This window comes from Myxococcus stipitatus DSM 14675, assembly GCF_000331735.1.
Classification (GTDB): Bacteria; Myxococcota; Myxococcia; order Myxococcales; family Myxococcaceae; genus Myxococcus; species Myxococcus stipitatus.
In genome coordinates, this window is sequence record NC_020126.1 from 7,451,789 (window position 1) to 7,468,271 (window position 16,483).

The 16,483-nt window shown below is 66.1% G+C and carries 17 protein-coding genes; 8 read left to right on the forward strand and 9 right to left on the reverse strand.

Annotation, left to right across the window (positions count from 1 at the left end; all coding sequences use genetic code 11):
- Positions 1-126: 126 nt before the first annotated feature.
- A complete protein-coding gene (locus MYSTI_RS28665) occupies positions 127-1,014 on the forward strand; it encodes a GNAT family N-acetyltransferase (protein ID WP_084668212.1) in 888 nt (295 codons plus the stop codon).
- A gap of 9 nt (positions 1,015-1,023) precedes the next feature.
- On the opposite strand, the gene MYSTI_RS28670 is transcribed toward MYSTI_RS28665, so the two are convergent.
- From MYSTI_RS28670 to MYSTI_RS28690, 5 genes are all read right to left on the reverse strand, one after another.
- The gene (locus MYSTI_RS28670) at positions 1,024-1,620 is read right to left on the reverse strand and encodes an SAM-dependent methyltransferase (RefSeq protein WP_015351310.1); all 597 of its coding nucleotides are present in this window, start codon (positions 1,618-1,620) and stop codon (positions 1,024-1,026) included.
- Between the two features lie 24 nt (positions 1,621-1,644).
- Positions 1,645-2,379 carry a methyltransferase gene (locus MYSTI_RS28675; protein WP_015351311.1) on the reverse strand — a complete coding sequence of 245 codons (735 nt, stop codon included), beginning with the start codon at positions 2,377-2,379 and terminating at the stop codon, positions 1,645-1,647.
- 158 nt (positions 2,380-2,537) lie between these two features.
- Positions 2,538-3,605 (reverse strand): hypothetical protein, encoded by a 1,068-nt coding sequence (locus MYSTI_RS28680; protein WP_015351312.1) that lies wholly within the window; start codon positions 3,603-3,605, stop codon positions 2,538-2,540.
- Positions 3,606-3,781: 176 nt separating this feature from the next.
- On the reverse strand, positions 3,782-5,434 hold the full coding sequence (locus MYSTI_RS28685; protein WP_015351313.1) for a serine hydrolase: 1,653 nt from the start codon (positions 5,432-5,434) through the stop codon (positions 3,782-3,784).
- Positions 5,435-5,584: 150 nt separating this feature from the next.
- Positions 5,585-5,773 carry a hypothetical protein gene (locus MYSTI_RS28690; RefSeq protein ID WP_015351314.1) on the reverse strand — a complete coding sequence of 63 codons (189 nt, stop codon included), beginning with the start codon at positions 5,771-5,773 and terminating at the stop codon, positions 5,585-5,587.
- A gap of 436 nt (positions 5,774-6,209) precedes the next feature.
- On the opposite strand from MYSTI_RS28690, the gene MYSTI_RS28695 reads away from it, so the two are divergent.
- Positions 6,210-7,028: a M57 family metalloprotease gene (locus tag MYSTI_RS28695; RefSeq protein ID WP_233277988.1), complete on the forward strand. Its 819-nt coding sequence runs from the start codon at positions 6,210-6,212 to the stop codon at positions 7,026-7,028.
- Positions 7,029-7,121: 93 nt separating this feature from the next.
- On the opposite strand, the gene MYSTI_RS28700 is transcribed toward MYSTI_RS28695, so the two are convergent.
- The gene (locus MYSTI_RS28700; protein WP_015351316.1) at positions 7,122-7,556 is read right to left on the reverse strand and encodes a RidA family protein; all 435 of its coding nucleotides are present in this window, start codon (positions 7,554-7,556) and stop codon (positions 7,122-7,124) included.
- A gap of 125 nt (positions 7,557-7,681) precedes the next feature.
- Here MYSTI_RS28700 and MYSTI_RS28705 point away from each other — a divergent pair, with 125 nt between their 5' ends.
- The 5 genes from MYSTI_RS28705 to MYSTI_RS44900 all read left to right on the forward strand — a co-directional run bounded on the left by MYSTI_RS28705 (position 7,682) and on the right by MYSTI_RS44900 (position 13,259).
- Entirely contained in the window at positions 7,682-8,551 is an 870-nt protein-coding gene (locus MYSTI_RS28705) for an alpha/beta fold hydrolase (RefSeq protein ID WP_044281520.1), read from the forward strand.
- A 645-nt stretch (positions 8,552-9,196) separates the two neighbouring features.
- Positions 9,197-10,207, forward strand: a complete 1,011-nt coding sequence (locus tag MYSTI_RS28710; RefSeq protein WP_015351318.1) for a DUF2169 family type VI secretion system accessory protein — start codon at positions 9,197-9,199, stop codon at positions 10,205-10,207.
- Positions 10,204-11,259 carry a hypothetical protein gene (locus MYSTI_RS28715; protein ID WP_015351319.1) on the forward strand — a complete coding sequence of 352 codons (1,056 nt, stop codon included), beginning with the start codon at positions 10,204-10,206 and terminating at the stop codon, positions 11,257-11,259. The genes MYSTI_RS28710 and MYSTI_RS28715 overlap by 4 nt, the downstream gene beginning before the upstream one ends.
- Before the next feature lie 6 nt (positions 11,260-11,265).
- On the forward strand, positions 11,266-12,516 hold the full coding sequence (locus MYSTI_RS42290) for a PAAR-like domain-containing protein (RefSeq protein WP_015351320.1): 1,251 nt from the start codon (positions 11,266-11,268) through the stop codon (positions 12,514-12,516).
- 8 nt (positions 12,517-12,524) lie between these two features.
- Positions 12,525-13,259 (forward strand): SMI1/KNR4 family protein, encoded by a 735-nt coding sequence (locus tag MYSTI_RS44900; protein WP_015351321.1) that lies wholly within the window; start codon positions 12,525-12,527, stop codon positions 13,257-13,259.
- 219 nt (positions 13,260-13,478) lie between these two features.
- Here MYSTI_RS44900 and MYSTI_RS28730 read toward each other — a convergent pair whose 3' ends face one another.
- Positions 13,479-14,063, reverse strand: a complete 585-nt coding sequence (locus tag MYSTI_RS28730; RefSeq protein WP_015351322.1) for a DUF642 domain-containing protein — start codon at positions 14,061-14,063, stop codon at positions 13,479-13,481.
- A gap of 457 nt (positions 14,064-14,520) precedes the next feature.
- Between MYSTI_RS28730 and MYSTI_RS28735 the strand changes: the two genes are divergently transcribed.
- Positions 14,521-14,805 carry a hypothetical protein gene (locus tag MYSTI_RS28735; RefSeq protein WP_015351323.1) on the forward strand — a complete coding sequence of 95 codons (285 nt, stop codon included), beginning with the start codon at positions 14,521-14,523 and terminating at the stop codon, positions 14,803-14,805.
- 6 nt (positions 14,806-14,811) lie between these two features.
- Here the strand turns inward: MYSTI_RS28735 and MYSTI_RS28740 are convergent, their stop codons facing one another.
- Positions 14,812-15,804, reverse strand: a complete 993-nt coding sequence (locus MYSTI_RS28740) for a dimethylarginine dimethylaminohydrolase family protein (protein ID WP_015351324.1) — start codon at positions 15,802-15,804, stop codon at positions 14,812-14,814.
- A gap of 114 nt (positions 15,805-15,918) precedes the next feature.
- Positions 15,919-16,371 (reverse strand): flagellar hook-length control protein, encoded by a 453-nt coding sequence (locus MYSTI_RS28745; RefSeq protein WP_144370174.1) that lies wholly within the window; start codon positions 16,369-16,371, stop codon positions 15,919-15,921.
- Positions 16,372-16,483: the final 112 nt, after the last annotated feature.

Sequence of the window (16,483 nt, forward strand, 5' to 3'; positions counted from 1 at the left end):
CGTGGAAGTGCTCCGTCAGGAGTATCAATGAATGTCATCCAGGAGAAGGCGCCATGTCTGTCTTGACACGTCACCGGCCGGACACGGGGCTGGTACAAGAGCGCGGTGGGGGCTGCGGGCAATGCGATGGCGATTGTGCTCCAGCAACCAGTCTGGCCCCGGCCTTCCCTCTCGCGTCCCTTCGCGCGCACAATCCAGACGTCCGCCAACCCTCCCAAGGAGCACCCCATCCCCATCCTCGAGCGGTTCGAGCAGCTCGTGAGGCGTCGCACGGCCACCCAGGACCCCGCATGGTGCTACGAGCAGGGTGAGGGGTTCGTGCGTGCGCTGGGACCTTCACCGTCTCCGTTCGACAACTCGCTGTGCTGGGCACGCACGGACGAGGGGAACGCCGACGCGGTCATCCAGGCGCAAGTGGAGCACTTCCGCGCGCGGGGGCGTGCGTTCATGTGGAAGGTCTACACGCAGGATGAGCCCCATGACCTCGAGGCCCGGTTGCTCCGCGCGGGCTTCGAAGTGGAGTCCCGGGTGTCCTGGGCCGTGTTCGACACCGCGTGTCCGTTGCCACCGGCCTCGACTCGGCCGGGCGTGGAGCTGCGGCGCGTGGAGTCCGCCTCGGAGCTCCTGGCGGCCATGGAGGTCCAGGAGGTGGTCTGGAAGGAGGACTGCCAATGGCTGCTCCACTCCCTGACGGAGGAGCTGCGAAACCAGCCGGAGCTGCTGCGGGTCTTCGTCGGGTGGGCGGGCGCGAAGCCGGTGTGCTCGAGCTGGCTGCGCATCGAGGAAGGAACACCCTTCGCGAGCCTCTGGGGTGGCTCGGTCCACCCGGACTTTCGAGGCCAGGGCCTCTATCGCGCGATGGTGGCGGCGCGTGCCCAGGAGGCTCGCCAGCGCGGCATCACCTACCTCCATGTCGAGGCAGGTGACATGAGCCGCCCCATCCTGGAGCACCTGGGCTTCCAGGTGCTCTCGCGCGTCGCCAAGTGCATCTATCGGCCGCCCGGCGTCAGGTGAGGCGCGCGCTCACGGCGCGGGCTTGAAGGCCAGCACCTGCACCGTGGTGCTCGGCCCCAGGTGGAAGCGCCCCTCGGAGACCTCGCGGTCCACTTCCACGCAGCGCTCGAGGCGCAGGCCCGCGAGCTCCTCCCGCAGGCCCTCCGGCGTCATCAGCAGCGACGCGTCCGACGGGCCGCCCTTCCCGGGTCGCCCGAGCTGGCGCGGCGTGTAGGCCTCGAGCACGAAGGCCCCACCCGGCCGCAGCGCCCTCACACACGCCGCATGGAGGCGCGCTCGGACCTCCGGCGGGACATGCGCCCAGATGGAGACGATGCCCGCCCAGCGCGCCTCTCCCAGGTCGTACGCCCCCAGGTCCGCCAGGACGGTGGTGAGCACGACGCCTCGCTCCGATGCGAGCTTCGCCGCGTTGGCGAGCCCGACTTCCGACAGGTCCACGGCCGTGACGGCATGGCCTCGCCGCGCCACGAAGACCGCGTTCCTGCCCTCCCCTTCCGCCAGGCAGAGCACCGGGCCCTCCGGAATCCGCGCGGCGACCTCGCGCAGGAAGTCGTTCGGCTCCGTGCCGTACGAGGCGAAAGCGTCCGAGTAGCGTTCATTCCACATGGTGTTCCTCCCAACCCAATCCCATCAGACAGCGGCCCCGGGCTCGAAGCGCGCGAGGAAGACCTTGAACTGGAGCGACACGAAGAGCGTGCGCGGCGACACCAGCCCGCTCTGCGCGAGCAGGGAGAACAGCGCGGCATCCGACTCGATGGGGCGCATCGTCGCCAGGTGGTGGCGCTTGCGCTCCAGGTCCTCCAGCGGAATGCCGTGGGCCCGCCACCGACGCAGCTCGATGTTCGACAGCTCCGGGTCCTTTCCGATGCGACACCCGAGGACCAGCGGCGCGCCGGGCTTGAGCCGCCGGGTCACCTCGCGCAGCAGCGCGAGCCTCGCCGCGTCGCCATCCACGTGATGCAGCACCCCCATCATCTGCGCCCCGTCGAACGGCGGCCCGGGAGGCAGGGTGTGCAGCTCCCCGAGATGCAGCCGCGTCCGCGAGAGGATTCCCTCCGAGGCCAGGCGCTTGCGAGCCACGTCGAGCATGGGCTCGGAAGGCTCCACGCCCGTGAAGCACCAGCCCGGGACATCGAAGCGGGTGTAGGGCAGCAGCTCCGCGCCCGTGCCCAGCCCCACGAAGAGCAGCGAGGCCGAGTCCTGGCCGTCGAGCTGCGCGGTCAGCGCGCTCACGCCCAGCTCATACACGGCCTGGAAGCCCGCGAGGCTGATGGCGGCCTGGGCGTCGTAGTGGGCCGCGCGATCGGCACCGAAGCCCGTGACGGGGGGGTGGTGGTGCGCGGGGATGGGATGTTCGTGGGCCACGAGGTGTCCTCCAGCGGCTCGCCCGACGTGGGCGACCCGAGAGGAAGATAAAAAGCGGCCCCCGGCCAGGGGAGAGCGGGGATTCATGTCGAATCGGCGGAACGGAGGGTTCCCCTCGATGCGACCGGGCCCCGCGGGCCCCCTGCTCGGGAGGGTGGTTACTCGAAGAGGGACAGCTGTCCCAGCGAGCGCAGCTCTCCCGTCGTGTCCCGCGCCACGGCGCGAATGCGGACGTGCGACACGGCTGTCGTGCCCGTGAGGTCCACCTCCACGAAGGGCTGCACACCCGCGCCGGCCAGCAGGTTGGCCATGGACGACCACTGGGCGCCGTCCGCGCTGCCTTCCAGCACCAGCTCGCTCAGGGCGCCGGACACCGCGAAGTTGCGCAGCACGGCCTTGCGGAGCACGCCGGCTCGAGGGAGCTGCAGGGCAACCTCTCGAACCCCCGACTGGAAGAGCACGATGTCGCCGAGGCTGCCCTGGGTGAGCGGGCACGGCGTCGCCGCATTCGTGTAGGTGCACGTCGCGCCGCGGCTCATCGGGACGAGGGCCCTGCGGGGCAGCGCGACTTCGTCACTGGTGTAGGTGATGTCGACCGTCTCATCGCCCACCTTCGCGTCGCGCTCGGCGGTGAGGAAGGCCTTGAGCCCCGCCATGTCCTCGAGGGCGTAGTCACTCAGCGCGGCGGGCGCGGTGGCCTTGGTCACGACCCAGACGGGCCTGAGGCTCGCGCCACGAACCGTCAGGGTGTGCTCGTCGGGCCCCGCACCGTGACTGCCGGACAGGGACTTGAAGCCCACGCTCACCCCTTGGGCCGCCGCCGCGGCCGTCGTCGAGCCCGTCCACTCCTGGAGGGTGGGCAGCGTCACATCCCCGGACTGGATGAGGAAGGCGGCGGAGACACCACGCCCCTGCGTTCGCGCGGGCGAGTGGGCCACGAAGCACCGCGCGATGCTCCCGTTGCGCGTGTCCGCCCCCAGCAGGTCGAGCTTGAAGGTGCCATCGGTGTTGGTCTTCACCGACTTCCAGCTCGACGAGAAGCTCGCGAGCGCGCAGGCCGAGTTCTCGCTTCGGTAGAACTTCAAGAGCTCGCCGGACAGGGCCGCTCCGGCCTCATCCACCACCTTCCCCTTCAGGACGATGTCCTGCCCCTCCTCCACCTGGCTCGCGGTACAGCCCCCACACACCACCAGCCCCCCCAGCGTCAACGTGCGCATCCATCGCATGGACACCTCCTTCATCGGTGAGGGCCGCCGACAGTGCAAAACCGGTGCATACCTCCTCTCCCTCGACAGGCCCGGATTCAGGCCCGGACATTCACGGCAGCGACGTCATGGCGCACGCACTACGCAGGTGCCACCGCCGCTTCGCAGTCCCAGACATGGGTGTCGTGAGACATCCTCTAGCGACGGGTGAATACACCCAGCTTGTCTCGATTCCAGGCGTTGATGGTCACCGAGGTGACGCGGCTCCGAGGCGCCGCGAACAACGCCCCCGAGAACCCGGTCGCGTTCTCTCCCGTGGTCTGGAAGTAGAAGTCGTCACCGCTGTAGTGCCTGAGCGGGAAGCGCTCCGCCTTGGGCCCGACGGTGAATGACAGCGCGCCATCGCGCTGCGACACGGTGAGGTCGCCGTAGAGGCGGTTCGGGTACGTGCCGACGTAGGCGTTCAGGTTGCGCGGAGGCGTCGGGTTCACCGGGGGCTTGGAGTACTTCGTCTGGTCTTCCGTCACCGGCTCGGTCACGAAGGGCGCGATGTAGGCCAGCCAGTCGCGCGTCGATGCGCCATAGCGCACGATGTCGACGAACTCGGCGGCGATGGCCTCGGGGACACCGCGAGGATTCGAGTTCGTGAGCACCGCGATGCCCAGCTTCTTCGAGGGGAACACGGTGATGGCCGTCGAGGCGCCGCGCTCGAAGGCCCCCGAGTGGCTCAGCCGCAGCTCCCCCGTGTTCTCGTAGTCCACGTTCCAGCCCAGGCCGTAGAAACCGCTCCGGCCTCCGAGCTCCGTGGGCCCATGGATGACGCTGCTGGGCTTCCAGATGGTTTGGAGCTCGCCGGCGGCAATCAGCGGGGTGGGCAGGCCCGGGAAGGTGCCTCCGGCGAGCACCATCGTCAGCCACCGGGACAGGTCTCGCACGGAGGCGTTGCCGCCCCCCGCGGGGGCCTGCCCATCGTTGTTCGCGCCCAGGTCCGGCGTCCATTGGCCATTCACCAGGGTGTGCAGCGCCGCGCGGTTCTTGCTCGCCTGGAGCTCCGCGAAGGAGAAGCTGGAGGAGGTCATCCCCAGCGGCGTGAAGAGCGCCTCACGCGCCAGGTCCTGCCACGAGCGCCCCGTCGCCGCGGCCATCGCCAGGGCTCCGGCGGTGAGGCCGTAGTTGGTATAGGCATACGAGTCGCGGAACCGCGCCAGGGGATACAGCGACAGCTTCGAGATGATCTGCTCCCCGCTGTAGCCCAGGTCCTCGAGCAGGTCCCCCACATGGTCGGGCAGGCCACTGCGATGGGAGAACAGGTCCGCGGCCGTGACGTGCTGACTCACCCAGGGGTCGGCCAGGGCGAAGCTCGGGCGGACCATCTGGACGGCATCGTTCCAGCCCACCTTGGCCCACTGTCGTGTCAGCGCGGCGGCGATGACCGTGGAGCTCAAGGGCTTGGAGACGGAGGCGAGCTGGAACACGGTGTCGGGGTCCACATCTCCCGAGACCCCCGCCTGCCGGTCTCCGAACCCTTTGAGGTAGCGGACCACGCCGTCGTAGACCACGGCGACCGCGATTCCGGGCACGGTGGTGGCGGCCTTGTCCTTCTTGACGATGTCGTCGAGGACCGCCAGCGCCCGCGTCACACCGTCCGCGGTGATTTCGCCGCAGGCAGTGGGCGCCTGGGGTGTCGCGGTGGCGCGGGGACGGGGCGGCTGCGGGGCGGCCTCCGCGCTCGGACGGTTCCCCGTGATGGCGACTCCGACGCCGGCGGCCCCCAGGCCTCGCAGCAGCGTCCTGCGCGCCAGGCGGGGTGGGGCCTTGGGTGTTGAGCCATTCACATCGTCGTTCGCCATGACGCCCCCGGGGTGGCGCGCGCCGAAGAGGTTCCGACGACGACGCCGCGCGGAGGATGGGGTCCACGCAGCGGGCACGCAATGGACCCGGGTCCTACCGCCCATTCACTGGAGCACCCTCCGTGCGAAACAGGCGAAGACGCGCGCGAGCTAGAGCTTGCGCTCGGTGAAGCCCTGCTTGCCCAGCTTCGCGATGAGCGTGCTCGCCGCGGAGCGGGCCTGCTTCTCGTCCTTGAAGGCCGTGCGCTTCGTGCGGCCCTTGTCGCCCAGGGAGCCCTCGCGCACTCGCAGCTCGTTCCCCGCGAGCGTCACTCCGCCAAAGGCCGTCTCCGCGTCCACGAAGAGGCGCTCCCTGTTCGAGCGCTCGCCCCCCCTTCGCGCGATTCACCGACAGGAGGAGGGCCGCCAGCGTCCGCAGGAACACCAGATAGTCCTTCTCCTGCCGCCCATAGCCAATCCTGTCCCGACAGCCCTCCGAGGTCTCAGGAGACCCTCCTCTGTCCAAGAACGAGTCAGGTGAGGGAAGCGTCCCCCGTGGCGGAGAAACCTCTCAAGCCATTGAATTCACATCTGTTTCAGCGCCCCATGTCAAACCTCCTGACAGGCTGACTTCGTCCCCCTGCGCGAGGCGACTCCATGGAAATGAGAAGAAACCTCGCAACCCCTGAGAATTCCTGAAGCACAGGAACTGGTCCCTGGTTTGCTCTGTGAGACGTCACGCCGGAGGGGCAAGCCGCTCCGCCTCCCGGTGCCACCCTCGTCGTCCCCTGGATGAATGATGCTCGATTTGCGTTCCATGGCCGTGCTGGCGGGTGTCTCCTTGCTTGGCTCCGCATGTGGAGGCTCCGAGGCTTCCGCGCCCGACAAGGACGTCACCGGAATGACCTATGAGGAGTTCCGGAAGGTCACCTTCCAGGAGCCAGAGTCGGGCGTCTTCATCGCCTTTGGTGACCAGGCCTATGAAAGCGAGGAATTGCTGCGCGAGGCTTTCGAGCAGGCGAACTCCGGACTGGGTACCCAGCGCGGCGCGCTGGCTGTCTATTACTCCGGTGGCCAGGACGTGAAGTGGAGCGCGAGCGCGGCGCTCAACATCACCTACTGCGTGAGCAGCAAGTTCGGAAACAACTACAGCAAGGTCGTCAGCGCGATGAACACCGCGACGGGCGCGTGGGAGGGCGCCGGCCGCATCAACTTCATCCACGTGTCCGCGCAAGACTCGAACTGCACGGCGCGCAACAACAACGTCGTGTTCGACGTGAGCCCGGTGAACGTGAACGGCCAGTACCTGGCACGCGCCTTCTTCCCCAACTCCAGCCGCCGCAGCCGCAACGTCCTCATCGACAACTCGTCCTTCTCCTCGGGCGCTCCGGGCCTGGACGGAATCCTGCGCCATGAGCTGGGCCACACGCTCGGCTTCCGCCACGAGCACACCCGCCCCGAGGCGGGCGTCTGCTTCGAGGACAATCAGTGGCGGGGGCTGACGCCGTATGACTCCGGCTCCGTCATGCACTATCCGCAGTGCAATGGCACGAACACCTGGAACCTCACGCTGACCAACCTGGACAAGCAGGGCGCGGGCATCCTCTACCCGTAGCCAGGAAGGCCGGTTCTCGAATCGGCCATCAACAACAGCCGTCGGGCGGCCCGCTTCCATGCCGGGGCCGCCCGACGCTTCGCGAGAGCCTGCTCAGGCACGCACGACGGCGACCGCTTCGACTTCGAACAGCATCCCGTCCAGTGCCAGCCGAGGCACGGGGATGAGCGTACACGTCGGCTTCAGGCCTTCAGTCCACACCCGGTCGAGCTCGGTGCCGATGACACGGAGCTTGTCCTGCGTGTGGTCCACCACGAGCAAGGTGAGCTTGGCGACGTCGCCCACGCCCGCCCCCGTGGACTCCAGGGCCGTGCGGACATTCTGGAACGCCTGCCGCACCTGGAGACCGAAGTCGGGCTGGAGCGCCCCCGTCTCCGTCTCTCCACCCTGCCCCGCGAGGAAGATGAGCCGCGTGTCCGAGGCCACCTGGGCCACGTGCGAGAAGCCATAGGGCGCCGGGTCGAACAGCCCCTTCGGGTTCGTCAGGAGGAATGCGGGCTTCTTCGATGTGTCCGTGTTCTGTCCCATGGTTCACCTGTGTTGCCCGGGGCTTCGCGACCCCAGGCGGCCTCATCGATATGCAAAGGGCCGCGTGCGTCTTCAACCGAACCTGAAATGAAAAGAACCGCGTCCGGATCAGCGATGATGGAAGCATGGAACACATCGTCGAGGTCGCTGAGGGAGTCTCTCTCTGGGTCGAAGCTCGCGGCCCGGAACATGCCCCCGCTGTCCTGCTCATCATGGGCTCCACGGCCTCGGGGCTGTTCTGGCCCGATGCGCTCGTGGAGTCCCTCTCCCAGCACTACCGGGTCATCCGCTATGACCACCGGGACACGGGAGCCTCCACCTGGGCCTTCGACCGGGTCCCCTACTCCGCGCCGAGGATGGCCGAGGACGCCCTGGCCATCCTCGATGCGCTTGGCATCGCGGCCGCGCACGTCGTGGGGTTGTCGCTGGGCGGGCTCCTGGCGCAGTGGCTCATGGTCGAGCATCCCGCGAGGCTGCTGAGCGCCACCGTCATCGGGGCTCCCGCGCTCGACGGAGCCCCCGAGCGCGCGGACCTGGCCTCGCGAGCGTCCATCGACCCGGGTCTCCTCGAGTTCTGGAGCCACATGTTCGACCCGCGCGACCTCGACGCGCAGGTGGAGTGGCGGGTCGAGAACTGGCGCAGACTCAACGGCCAGGTGCTGGCCTTCGACGCCGAGGAGTTCCGAGTGCTCGAGCGGCGCGTCATCGCGCACGCCGGACGTCACGACACCTCGACGGCCCACGCCCGGGTCGACCCTTCCGGGCTGAGGCGAGGAGCGGAGCTCACACAGGTCTCCGTTCCCACGCTCGTCATCGCCGCCCCGGAGGACCCCACCCATTCGGTGTCCAATGCGCGCTTCCTGGCGGAGACCCTGCCGCGCTCGACGCTGGTGACCCTCGACGGGATGGGACACGCGATTCCCCGCGCCATCGTCCCGGGACTCGCGGCGGCGCTCCTGCGACACTTCGAGTCGACGACGAGCCAGGCGCGCTGAACGCGCTGGAGGGTGAAACCGGGCGGGAGCGCCCTCGAATCGGACGCTCCGCCCTGCCCTCGCGCGCGAAGCCATGCCGCGCGGGGACGTCAGTCCCGTGGACTCACCGGGGCATCACGGTCCATGTGAGTTGAGGCCAGCGGATTCCTCACGGCGCGCAGCGTGGCGTTCTCCCCCTTTTCGCCCGACGAATCATGCCTCGCCCACTCCGCCAAATGTGCGGGCACGAAGCCTTCTCCTCGGGCCTCAATGCGGCCAGGGAAAGAAGACTTTCCGGATCGAGGTTCACCACATCCCATGGACGATTCCGCTCATCCCTCATGGGAGAGCCATCCGGACTGCCTCGGAGCAGGCGCCCATGACCCAGGGCACATTATCCGACACACTCCATCCTGCCCCAGAGCGGGCAGCAATCCCATCACACTGAAGGACTCGACTGTTGAGTCTCTCCAATCTGTGAACACTGGTGCCAGCATTCTCCTCTCATGGTATGGACCACGCCTCGGCCGAACGAGGATGCTGTAGCCATGACAAGGAGGGCGCCGGGCCACGACTCGGTCTGCTGTCTTGCAAAGAATGGGGGCCAGAAGAACGGCCCAGTGATGGGCTCTACTTCAGCTTCACAGCCAGACTGGTATTGATGGAATGTGGGCGCTAAAGAACCGCACAGCCTATGCTGCTGAGCGCAACTGGACGCGTGACAAGGGCGGGGTCCATTGGTGGCTCGTTGCCGTCAAGGCGACATTCAACTTCACGCCAAGGGGACGGCTCGTGCTGGCGGATGAGCAACCGCCCCCTGTTCTGATGCCGGAGTACTTTGGTGAACCCGGCCTTTCGAGTCTTCGATTCGACTCGGAGCTCCTCGCGGCCAAGCCAAGCACGGATGTGCTGATCATCGCTCATGCACACACGCCCCAAGGAAAGCCCGCGCCAACGGTACCGGTTGCGCTCCGGATCGGACAGTTTCAGAAGATCCTACTCGTGCATGGAGATCGCACCTACAACCGGGGGGTGACAGGCTTAGCCACGACCCGGCCACAGTTGTTCACCCAGCGCCCGATTCGGTATGAATTTGCATTCGGAGGCTGCGACCTATCAGACCCGGATCCCAAGAAACATTGTATCGACGAGCGGAACCCCATCGGGCGCGGCTTCGCGCGGCGAATGGCGCACATCGTTGGAAAACCAGCCCACACGATCGAGTACCCCAGCGGAGAGCCCGCAGCCAAGGGTCCAGCGGGGTTCGGCCCTATCGATCCATCCTGGCTACCACGTCGTAAGCTCGCTGGGACGTATGATGCACGGTGGGAACAGTTGAAGAAGCCTCTTCTTCCGGATGACTTCGATCCCGCCTTTGCGCTGAGCGCCCCTTCGGATCAGCGACTCCACAAGCCTCTCGTCGGTGGAGAGCGTGTCGAACTCGTGAACATGACCCCTGACGGGGTCCTGCGCTTCGACCTTCCTCGCATATCGCTCAAATTCACCACTCGCATCAGCACACGGCGCGAGCAGCACCACGCGCGGGTGGCGATGGTGATCGTGGAGACGGAAGAGAAGCGTGTCTCTCTGGTATGGCAAAGCACGCTGCGAGTCCCCGCCCCAGATGCGGACTATCTCGACGAAACAGAGATCGTCGAAGAAGGGGCTGCTGCATGAACCCTCAGATCGCAGTCGTGGCCGTTGGAGCGCGAACACCGGTCGGGTCTACTGCGGAGACCAGCGCTGCGGCCGTGCGTGCTGGTATCTCGCGATACGCCGAGTATCCCTTCATCGACCCACGTGGTGAGTTGGTCGTGGTCGCTGCCGACCGCTTGCTCGACTCCAGGATTGAGGGACGGGACCGTCTCGTGCCCATGGCCGAGAGTGCCTTCGCTCAGGTCTTGGCCAAACTCGGGGACGAGGCTGCTCACGAGGGGAGGCTTCGGGTGTTGCTTGCGCTTCCAGAAACTCGCCCAGGATTCTCCGAGGACGACGCTGCCTGGGTCACAGACGCCCTGATGGCGTTCTTTCGAACGAACTCGACCAGCGTGCGTGTCGAAATCGCCGGACGTGGTCATGCCGGAGTGATCCGGGCGGTCGAACTGGCGGCATGGGAGTGCTCCAAAGGCAGTGATAATCTGTTCCTGGTGGCTGGAGTCGACAGCTACCACCACGCGGAGACCTTCGCCTGGCTGGAGCGCAACCGCCGGTTCGCGCAACCGGGGATTCGCGGCGGGTTCACGCCCGGCGAGGGGGCTGGATGCCTCGCCATTGCAAGCACGAGACTGCGCGTCCGCCTACGCCTCCCTCAACTGGCCATCGTACGTGGGGTCTGCACCGCACAGGAGAACCTCTTGCGCGACAGCGACACGGGCTCATTTGGCGCCGGGATGACCCAGGCAATCAAGGGCGCCATCGCTGGGCTTGAACTCCCTCGCGAAGGACTCGACCTGCTCTATTCCGATATCAACGGTGAGCGTTACCGCAGCGAAGAGTGGGGCTTTGCCGTGTTACGAACGCCGTCGGTCTGGAAGTCGCCACGATACAGAGCCCCGAGTGACTGCTGGGGCGACACGGGCGCCGCGCTTGGCGCATTGGGAGGCATCCTGGCAGTCCAAGCTTTCGCACGAGGCTACGCGAGAAGCCCACGGGCGATGGTGCTGGCAGGTTCAGATGGTGGGCTCCGAGGAGCCATGCTTCTCCAGGACCCACGGCTGTCGAAGGAGTAACCACGAATGACCAAAGTCTCAGTGAATGCCCCCAAGACTCCGGTGACCGAAGGAAGCAACGGCATCGCCGCGGCGACGCTCCCCAACATATGCAAGATGCCTGGCCCCCCGGCCCCGTTCGTGCCGACGCCGCTGCCCAACATCGGCAAGAGCGGAACGGACCCGAAGGGGTACTCCCAAACCGTCATGATCGAAGGCAAGAAGGTAGCCCTCAAGGGCGCCTCCTTCGGATCCATGGGCGACATGGCCAGCAAAGGCACCGGTGGGGGGATGATCTCGTCGAATGTGGAAGGCCCCACGACTTTCGCGGGGCCTGGCTCCATGAACGTGAAGATCGAGGGCAAGAATGTCCAACTCCTCGGCGACCCCATGCTCAACAACTGCGGGCCGAGCGGGAGCCCGGCCAACTCGGCGACCCTGATGGGGGAGATCCAACTGCCCGGCGCGCTTCTCACGATTGTCACGGGAAAAGAGAAGTGCCCTCTGTGCGAACAAGTCCATCAATCGGATGGAGAGCTGAAAGAGACGAGCGAAACGAGAGCTGACGCCAAGGCACTGGAAGCAGTACTCGTCGCACATAATCAGAGCGAGGCAGTCAAGAAGTTCCCCCCGGGGAAAAATGCCTCGGGGAGAATGCTCGGCGTAGTCCGGTGCAAGTGCCCGGAGACGTATACAGACCATTCGAGCGCCACGGAGTCTGTGTTCCGTCAAATCGTCAGCGAAAGACTGGGTAGCTGGCACGCGCCTGCGGATGGGAGCCTGAATGTTTCCGAACCCATGAGGGATGGAGAGACCGGAAGAACCCTGAAGGGCCCAGATGGGAAACCCCTGAACGTAACGACCCCTAGAGTCTTGGCCTTCACCCGGAAACTTTGCAAAGACCTGGGCAAAGAGCAGAGTCTCGTGGACGCGGCATGGAATGAAGCGGACTTGAATCATCGGACTTGGTGCAGGGACCCCAACCTTCGCGCTGCATACAAGCCTGGAAGCTGTGCGGGCCCCAAGGCCCTCGCGCTCGCATTACAGGATAAGTCCTATGTCACTGGCATGACGGAGCTTTGGTTCCACCGAGCAGAGGAGAGCACCGAAGGGATGGTCGAGCACTTCCGAGTGGACCTGAATAGCAAGATGCTCACTCCCTTTGGCCACGGAGAGAGCGTCCCTCCGTGTGCGGCCTGCACTGCCATTCTTCCTTTGATGCTCTGCACCGAAGGCAAGAATCCGGAGAAGAAATGTCAGCACAAGCGCAAGACCTAGAGCCTGAGATGGAGGAGTTGCTCCTGCGGGTCGTGCCCGGACTCGCAGAGCAATGGCAGGGCGCCACGCCCGAGGAAATTGCTCAAATCGAGCGGATTGCAGGCCGCCCCTTGCCCCCATTCTATCGCTGGTTCCTGGCCCGCATGGGGCAGAGCATGGGACCTCTGGTGTATCCATTCCTCGACTTCTCGGCGCAAAGATTGGTGAGCAGTTACGCCGAGGAAGTGGTCGAACCTGAGCCAAGGTTCCTGCTGATCGCATACAACTCTTCTCGAATGATGCCGATGCACCTGTTCTACGATCTCGACGCGCCGACACGAGCGGACGCAATGGTCACGGAGAGAGAGGCACAAGGCCACGAGGATGATCTGTACGACCAGTTCGAAACCTTGCGCGAGATGTTGGCGTGGGATGCGCTCTACCAATTCCGAATGCGTGAAATGCCACAGCAGTGCAAGGGGACTCTCAGTGGCGACCATCCCAACCTCCTCTCTCTCATCGAACCGGTGATGAGCCACCTTGGATTCAAGCAATCCATCGCCACCGGGCCTTACTGCAGACTCTATGAGCGAGCAGATGCGGTCATGCTCTGTAAAGGGATGCCAAGGCAAGGGGTCGACCAAGCGCGGTCTTTCGGGCTCGGGGGTACCAGCGATAGCGCCCTCAGGAAAATCCTGGGTGAAATCGCAACGGCGACCCCGCTGAAGGTCAAAGTCGACGAATGGGCTCCGGCACTCACGTGACTCACCTGGGTCGGTCTGTGTCAACACAAGGGGAGGGAAGACTGCAAACCTTTGCGAAGGGCCTCGACCAGGACACGTCGATGCCGGCCAGGCCGCCCTGACCTCTCCCTGGAGCCCCCGGCACGCTCCACTCCAACAGCCCCCGGAATGGAGAAGGGCCTCGGGAGACCGCGCTTCCCGAGACCCCTGGGACGTCAGTCCCGTGGACTCACCGGGGCATCACGGTCCATCGACGGTGAAGTCGTCGACGGCGAGACCGCAGCTCACGCCACCCGACGTGCTCGCCAGCTTGATGAGGGTGCTGGAGGTGGCAGCGGTGAAGGTGTACGTCCGCACCGTCCAGCCCGGTGCCGAGTTCGTGACACTCGAGACGGAGGAGCCGTAGGTGAGCTGCGCGGTGCGCGTACCCGTGCAGCCCGGCGGGAGCGCCACGTAGAAGCGCACCGTATAGCCATTGCCCGCCACGGTGGGGATGGTCTGCTCGATGCTGCCCGCCCCGTAGCCGTTCAGGTCGATGGACTTCGTCCCGCTGTTGGGCGTCTTGTACGAGTTGTTCATCACCTTGATGCTGCCGCCAATCACCCAGTTGGTCAGCGTCGTCGCCCCCGTAGTGAGCACGGTGTAGTTGTAGCTTCCGGGCGGCGCGGCCTCGAAGCCGCTGTTGGTGACCTTGTTGATACCTTGCTCAGCCGTGCCCAACTCCCCCGGCTCGCCCGCATCCAACGACTCGGGGCCGCCACAGGCCGACAGCATGAGGCCCAGGCTCGCGACCACTCCCCCTCGAATCCATTCCATGACGCGCATGTTCACCTTTCAGGTTGAACCGCCACGGTTCGGCGTTCCCCAAACGCCGCCGTACTCGCGGTCGCCGTTCATCGGCGCGTGAACACTGCCATCACTGGAAGTACGTCGCGAGTTTCACGATGAAACAGACTGTCTTTCCCAGGGCACGAGAGTGATTGAGCCTGTTGACCCGGGACACGAGACACCCGGGGTGCAACAAACATGGTCATGAATGACCGCGCCTGTCACGGGGCGCCGTGCCCCCGTGCGACGACCCGGCCTCGAACCACGGCCCCCCGTCGTCTCCACGAGGAGCAACGTCCGCGGCGCACCCGAGACGGTCTCACGAGTGACGCGTCAACCCGCCCGCCTGACACGTCAAGCTCGACAGTCCGTGTCTCGAAGACGCGACCGCACTCCTCGGAACAGGCGCTGTCACCGCCATGGCATCTGACTTGCTGTGTCCTCGAGACCGCCCATGGACAAGACGCTCATCATCTCCTGTATCCTCGCCCTGGTCTTTGGCTCCCCTGCCCTGGCCGCCGAGCCCACACCCTCATTCGAGACCCGGGCGAAGGAGCACTGCCAGAAGTCCCTCTCGATTCCCTCCTGCAACCAGGTGAAGCCTCCCGGCCCTTTCATCAAGCGGTGTGTCGAGGACGCCGTGTTGACCGGGAGCTTCGAGTTCGTGGAGACCGCTCGGAAAGACTATCTGCGCGCGTGCCAGCGACTCACGCCGAAGCCGGCACCATCCAAGCCCTGACTCGCGCTACTCCCGCCACAGTGGCTGGGTGGTGCAGCGGAACGCGCCACCAAAGGACCGGGAGATGGTGAAGTCGACATACTCGACCTTCACCCCGTGCCGGGCGATGGCGTCACCGATGCGCCGGAAGATGGGGTCGGTGACATAGACGTCGGGAGATATCGGCAGGCCGTTGGTCCCGAGCCGCGTGGCCTCGTCCTCGGTGACCTCGATGCATTCCCAGTCGCGCAGGACGGCGGGGAGCCCATCGAGGAGCGCCTCCCGGCACGCGACCAGGAGCCCCTGGCGCACCAGCCCCAGCGCACAGTCGAGGTGGAGGAAGTTCGGCTTGAGCCGCACGGACTCCACGGTGTAGCCCCGGGAGGCCAGCAGTTTGAGCAGGAAGGCCGCTCCCGCCTCCGACGACGCCTTCCCCGAGTTGCCCACGAACACGTGCTTGCCCAGCACCAGTGTGTCGCCGCCCTCCAGGAACGGGCCGACCTGGGCCCCCTGCGCGTCGATGGGCGCGGCGTCGGGCTGGGGCACGGCCACGTAGGAGCAGTCCGCCGGGTAGACCTCCTCTTCGAACAGGCTCCGGCAGGGGAGCACCTCCCGGCGGCGGTGCAGGCTCCGCAGGCTTCCCTCGACCACGACGTCGCCCACCGTGAACCAGGGGTCTCTCACGAAGGAGTTGCTGTAGCCGTACTTCCCTCCGGCCTCCTTCTGCGCGTCCGTCAGCAGCGACGGCAGCAGCACTCGCACGCCGTGCTTCTCCAGGACCGCCCGCAGGGCGAGCCGCTCGCCCTCCCAGGCCTTCTGCCGCTCGGGCATGGCCTCCGCGTGGTCCTTCCCAATCAAGCGGCGCGCGAGCTCGCGCTCGGACTCAGGAAGGACGGCCAGCCTCGCCTCGGACTGCTCCTGGGACATGACGCCCGCGTCCGACAGGCGAAGCTGGCTGCGTGCCACCACCACGGTGCGCAAGGGCGCGAACTCGCTGGCTACGAAGACTCGTTTCGTCATTCGAGAATCCCTTCCTCTCAGCGGAGGTGGGACTCTGTACCGCACAGCGGATGCGCATTTTCAAGCGAGGAGTGCCCCGCTTCGACAGGCGCACATCATGCCGCCCCATGGAGGCTACGGGTTCCAACAGTTGGCGGGCTGGTCCCGGATGTAGACCCAGAAGCGCTTGTCCGTGCGGACGTTGCCGTAGGCATACCAATTCCACCCACCCTGGGGATGGTGGAACTGCGCCATCCGCCACCCATCGCCAAAGGCACTCGTGCATACCTTGTTCGCGAGGGCGAGGCTCGTCAGGGTCACCCCCAACACGGGCAGCGTGGTGGCCACGTTCCCCTCCGCCCAGCCATTGTAGAAGTCCGGGCTCACCCCGGGAGGCACCGCCGAGCCGTCCTCACGGATGCACAGGATGGGCAGCGCCGCGGTGCATGGCATGTCGCCCGTGTAGGGATTGCAGTCCATGCAGCCGATGAGGTCCACCCCCTGGGAATGGCCTCTCTTCTGCCACGTCATCGCATAGCCATCCGCGGCTCCCGCCACGGGCGCGACCACCCATAGCCCCCACAGCATCCAGACTCGTCCAGGGAATCCCTGCCACATACCGCCTCCGGTCGCCTGAAACGCCAGACACGTCCAGGCGGACACCGGACTAGCAGACCTTCGCCCCCGGACACCTCGTCCA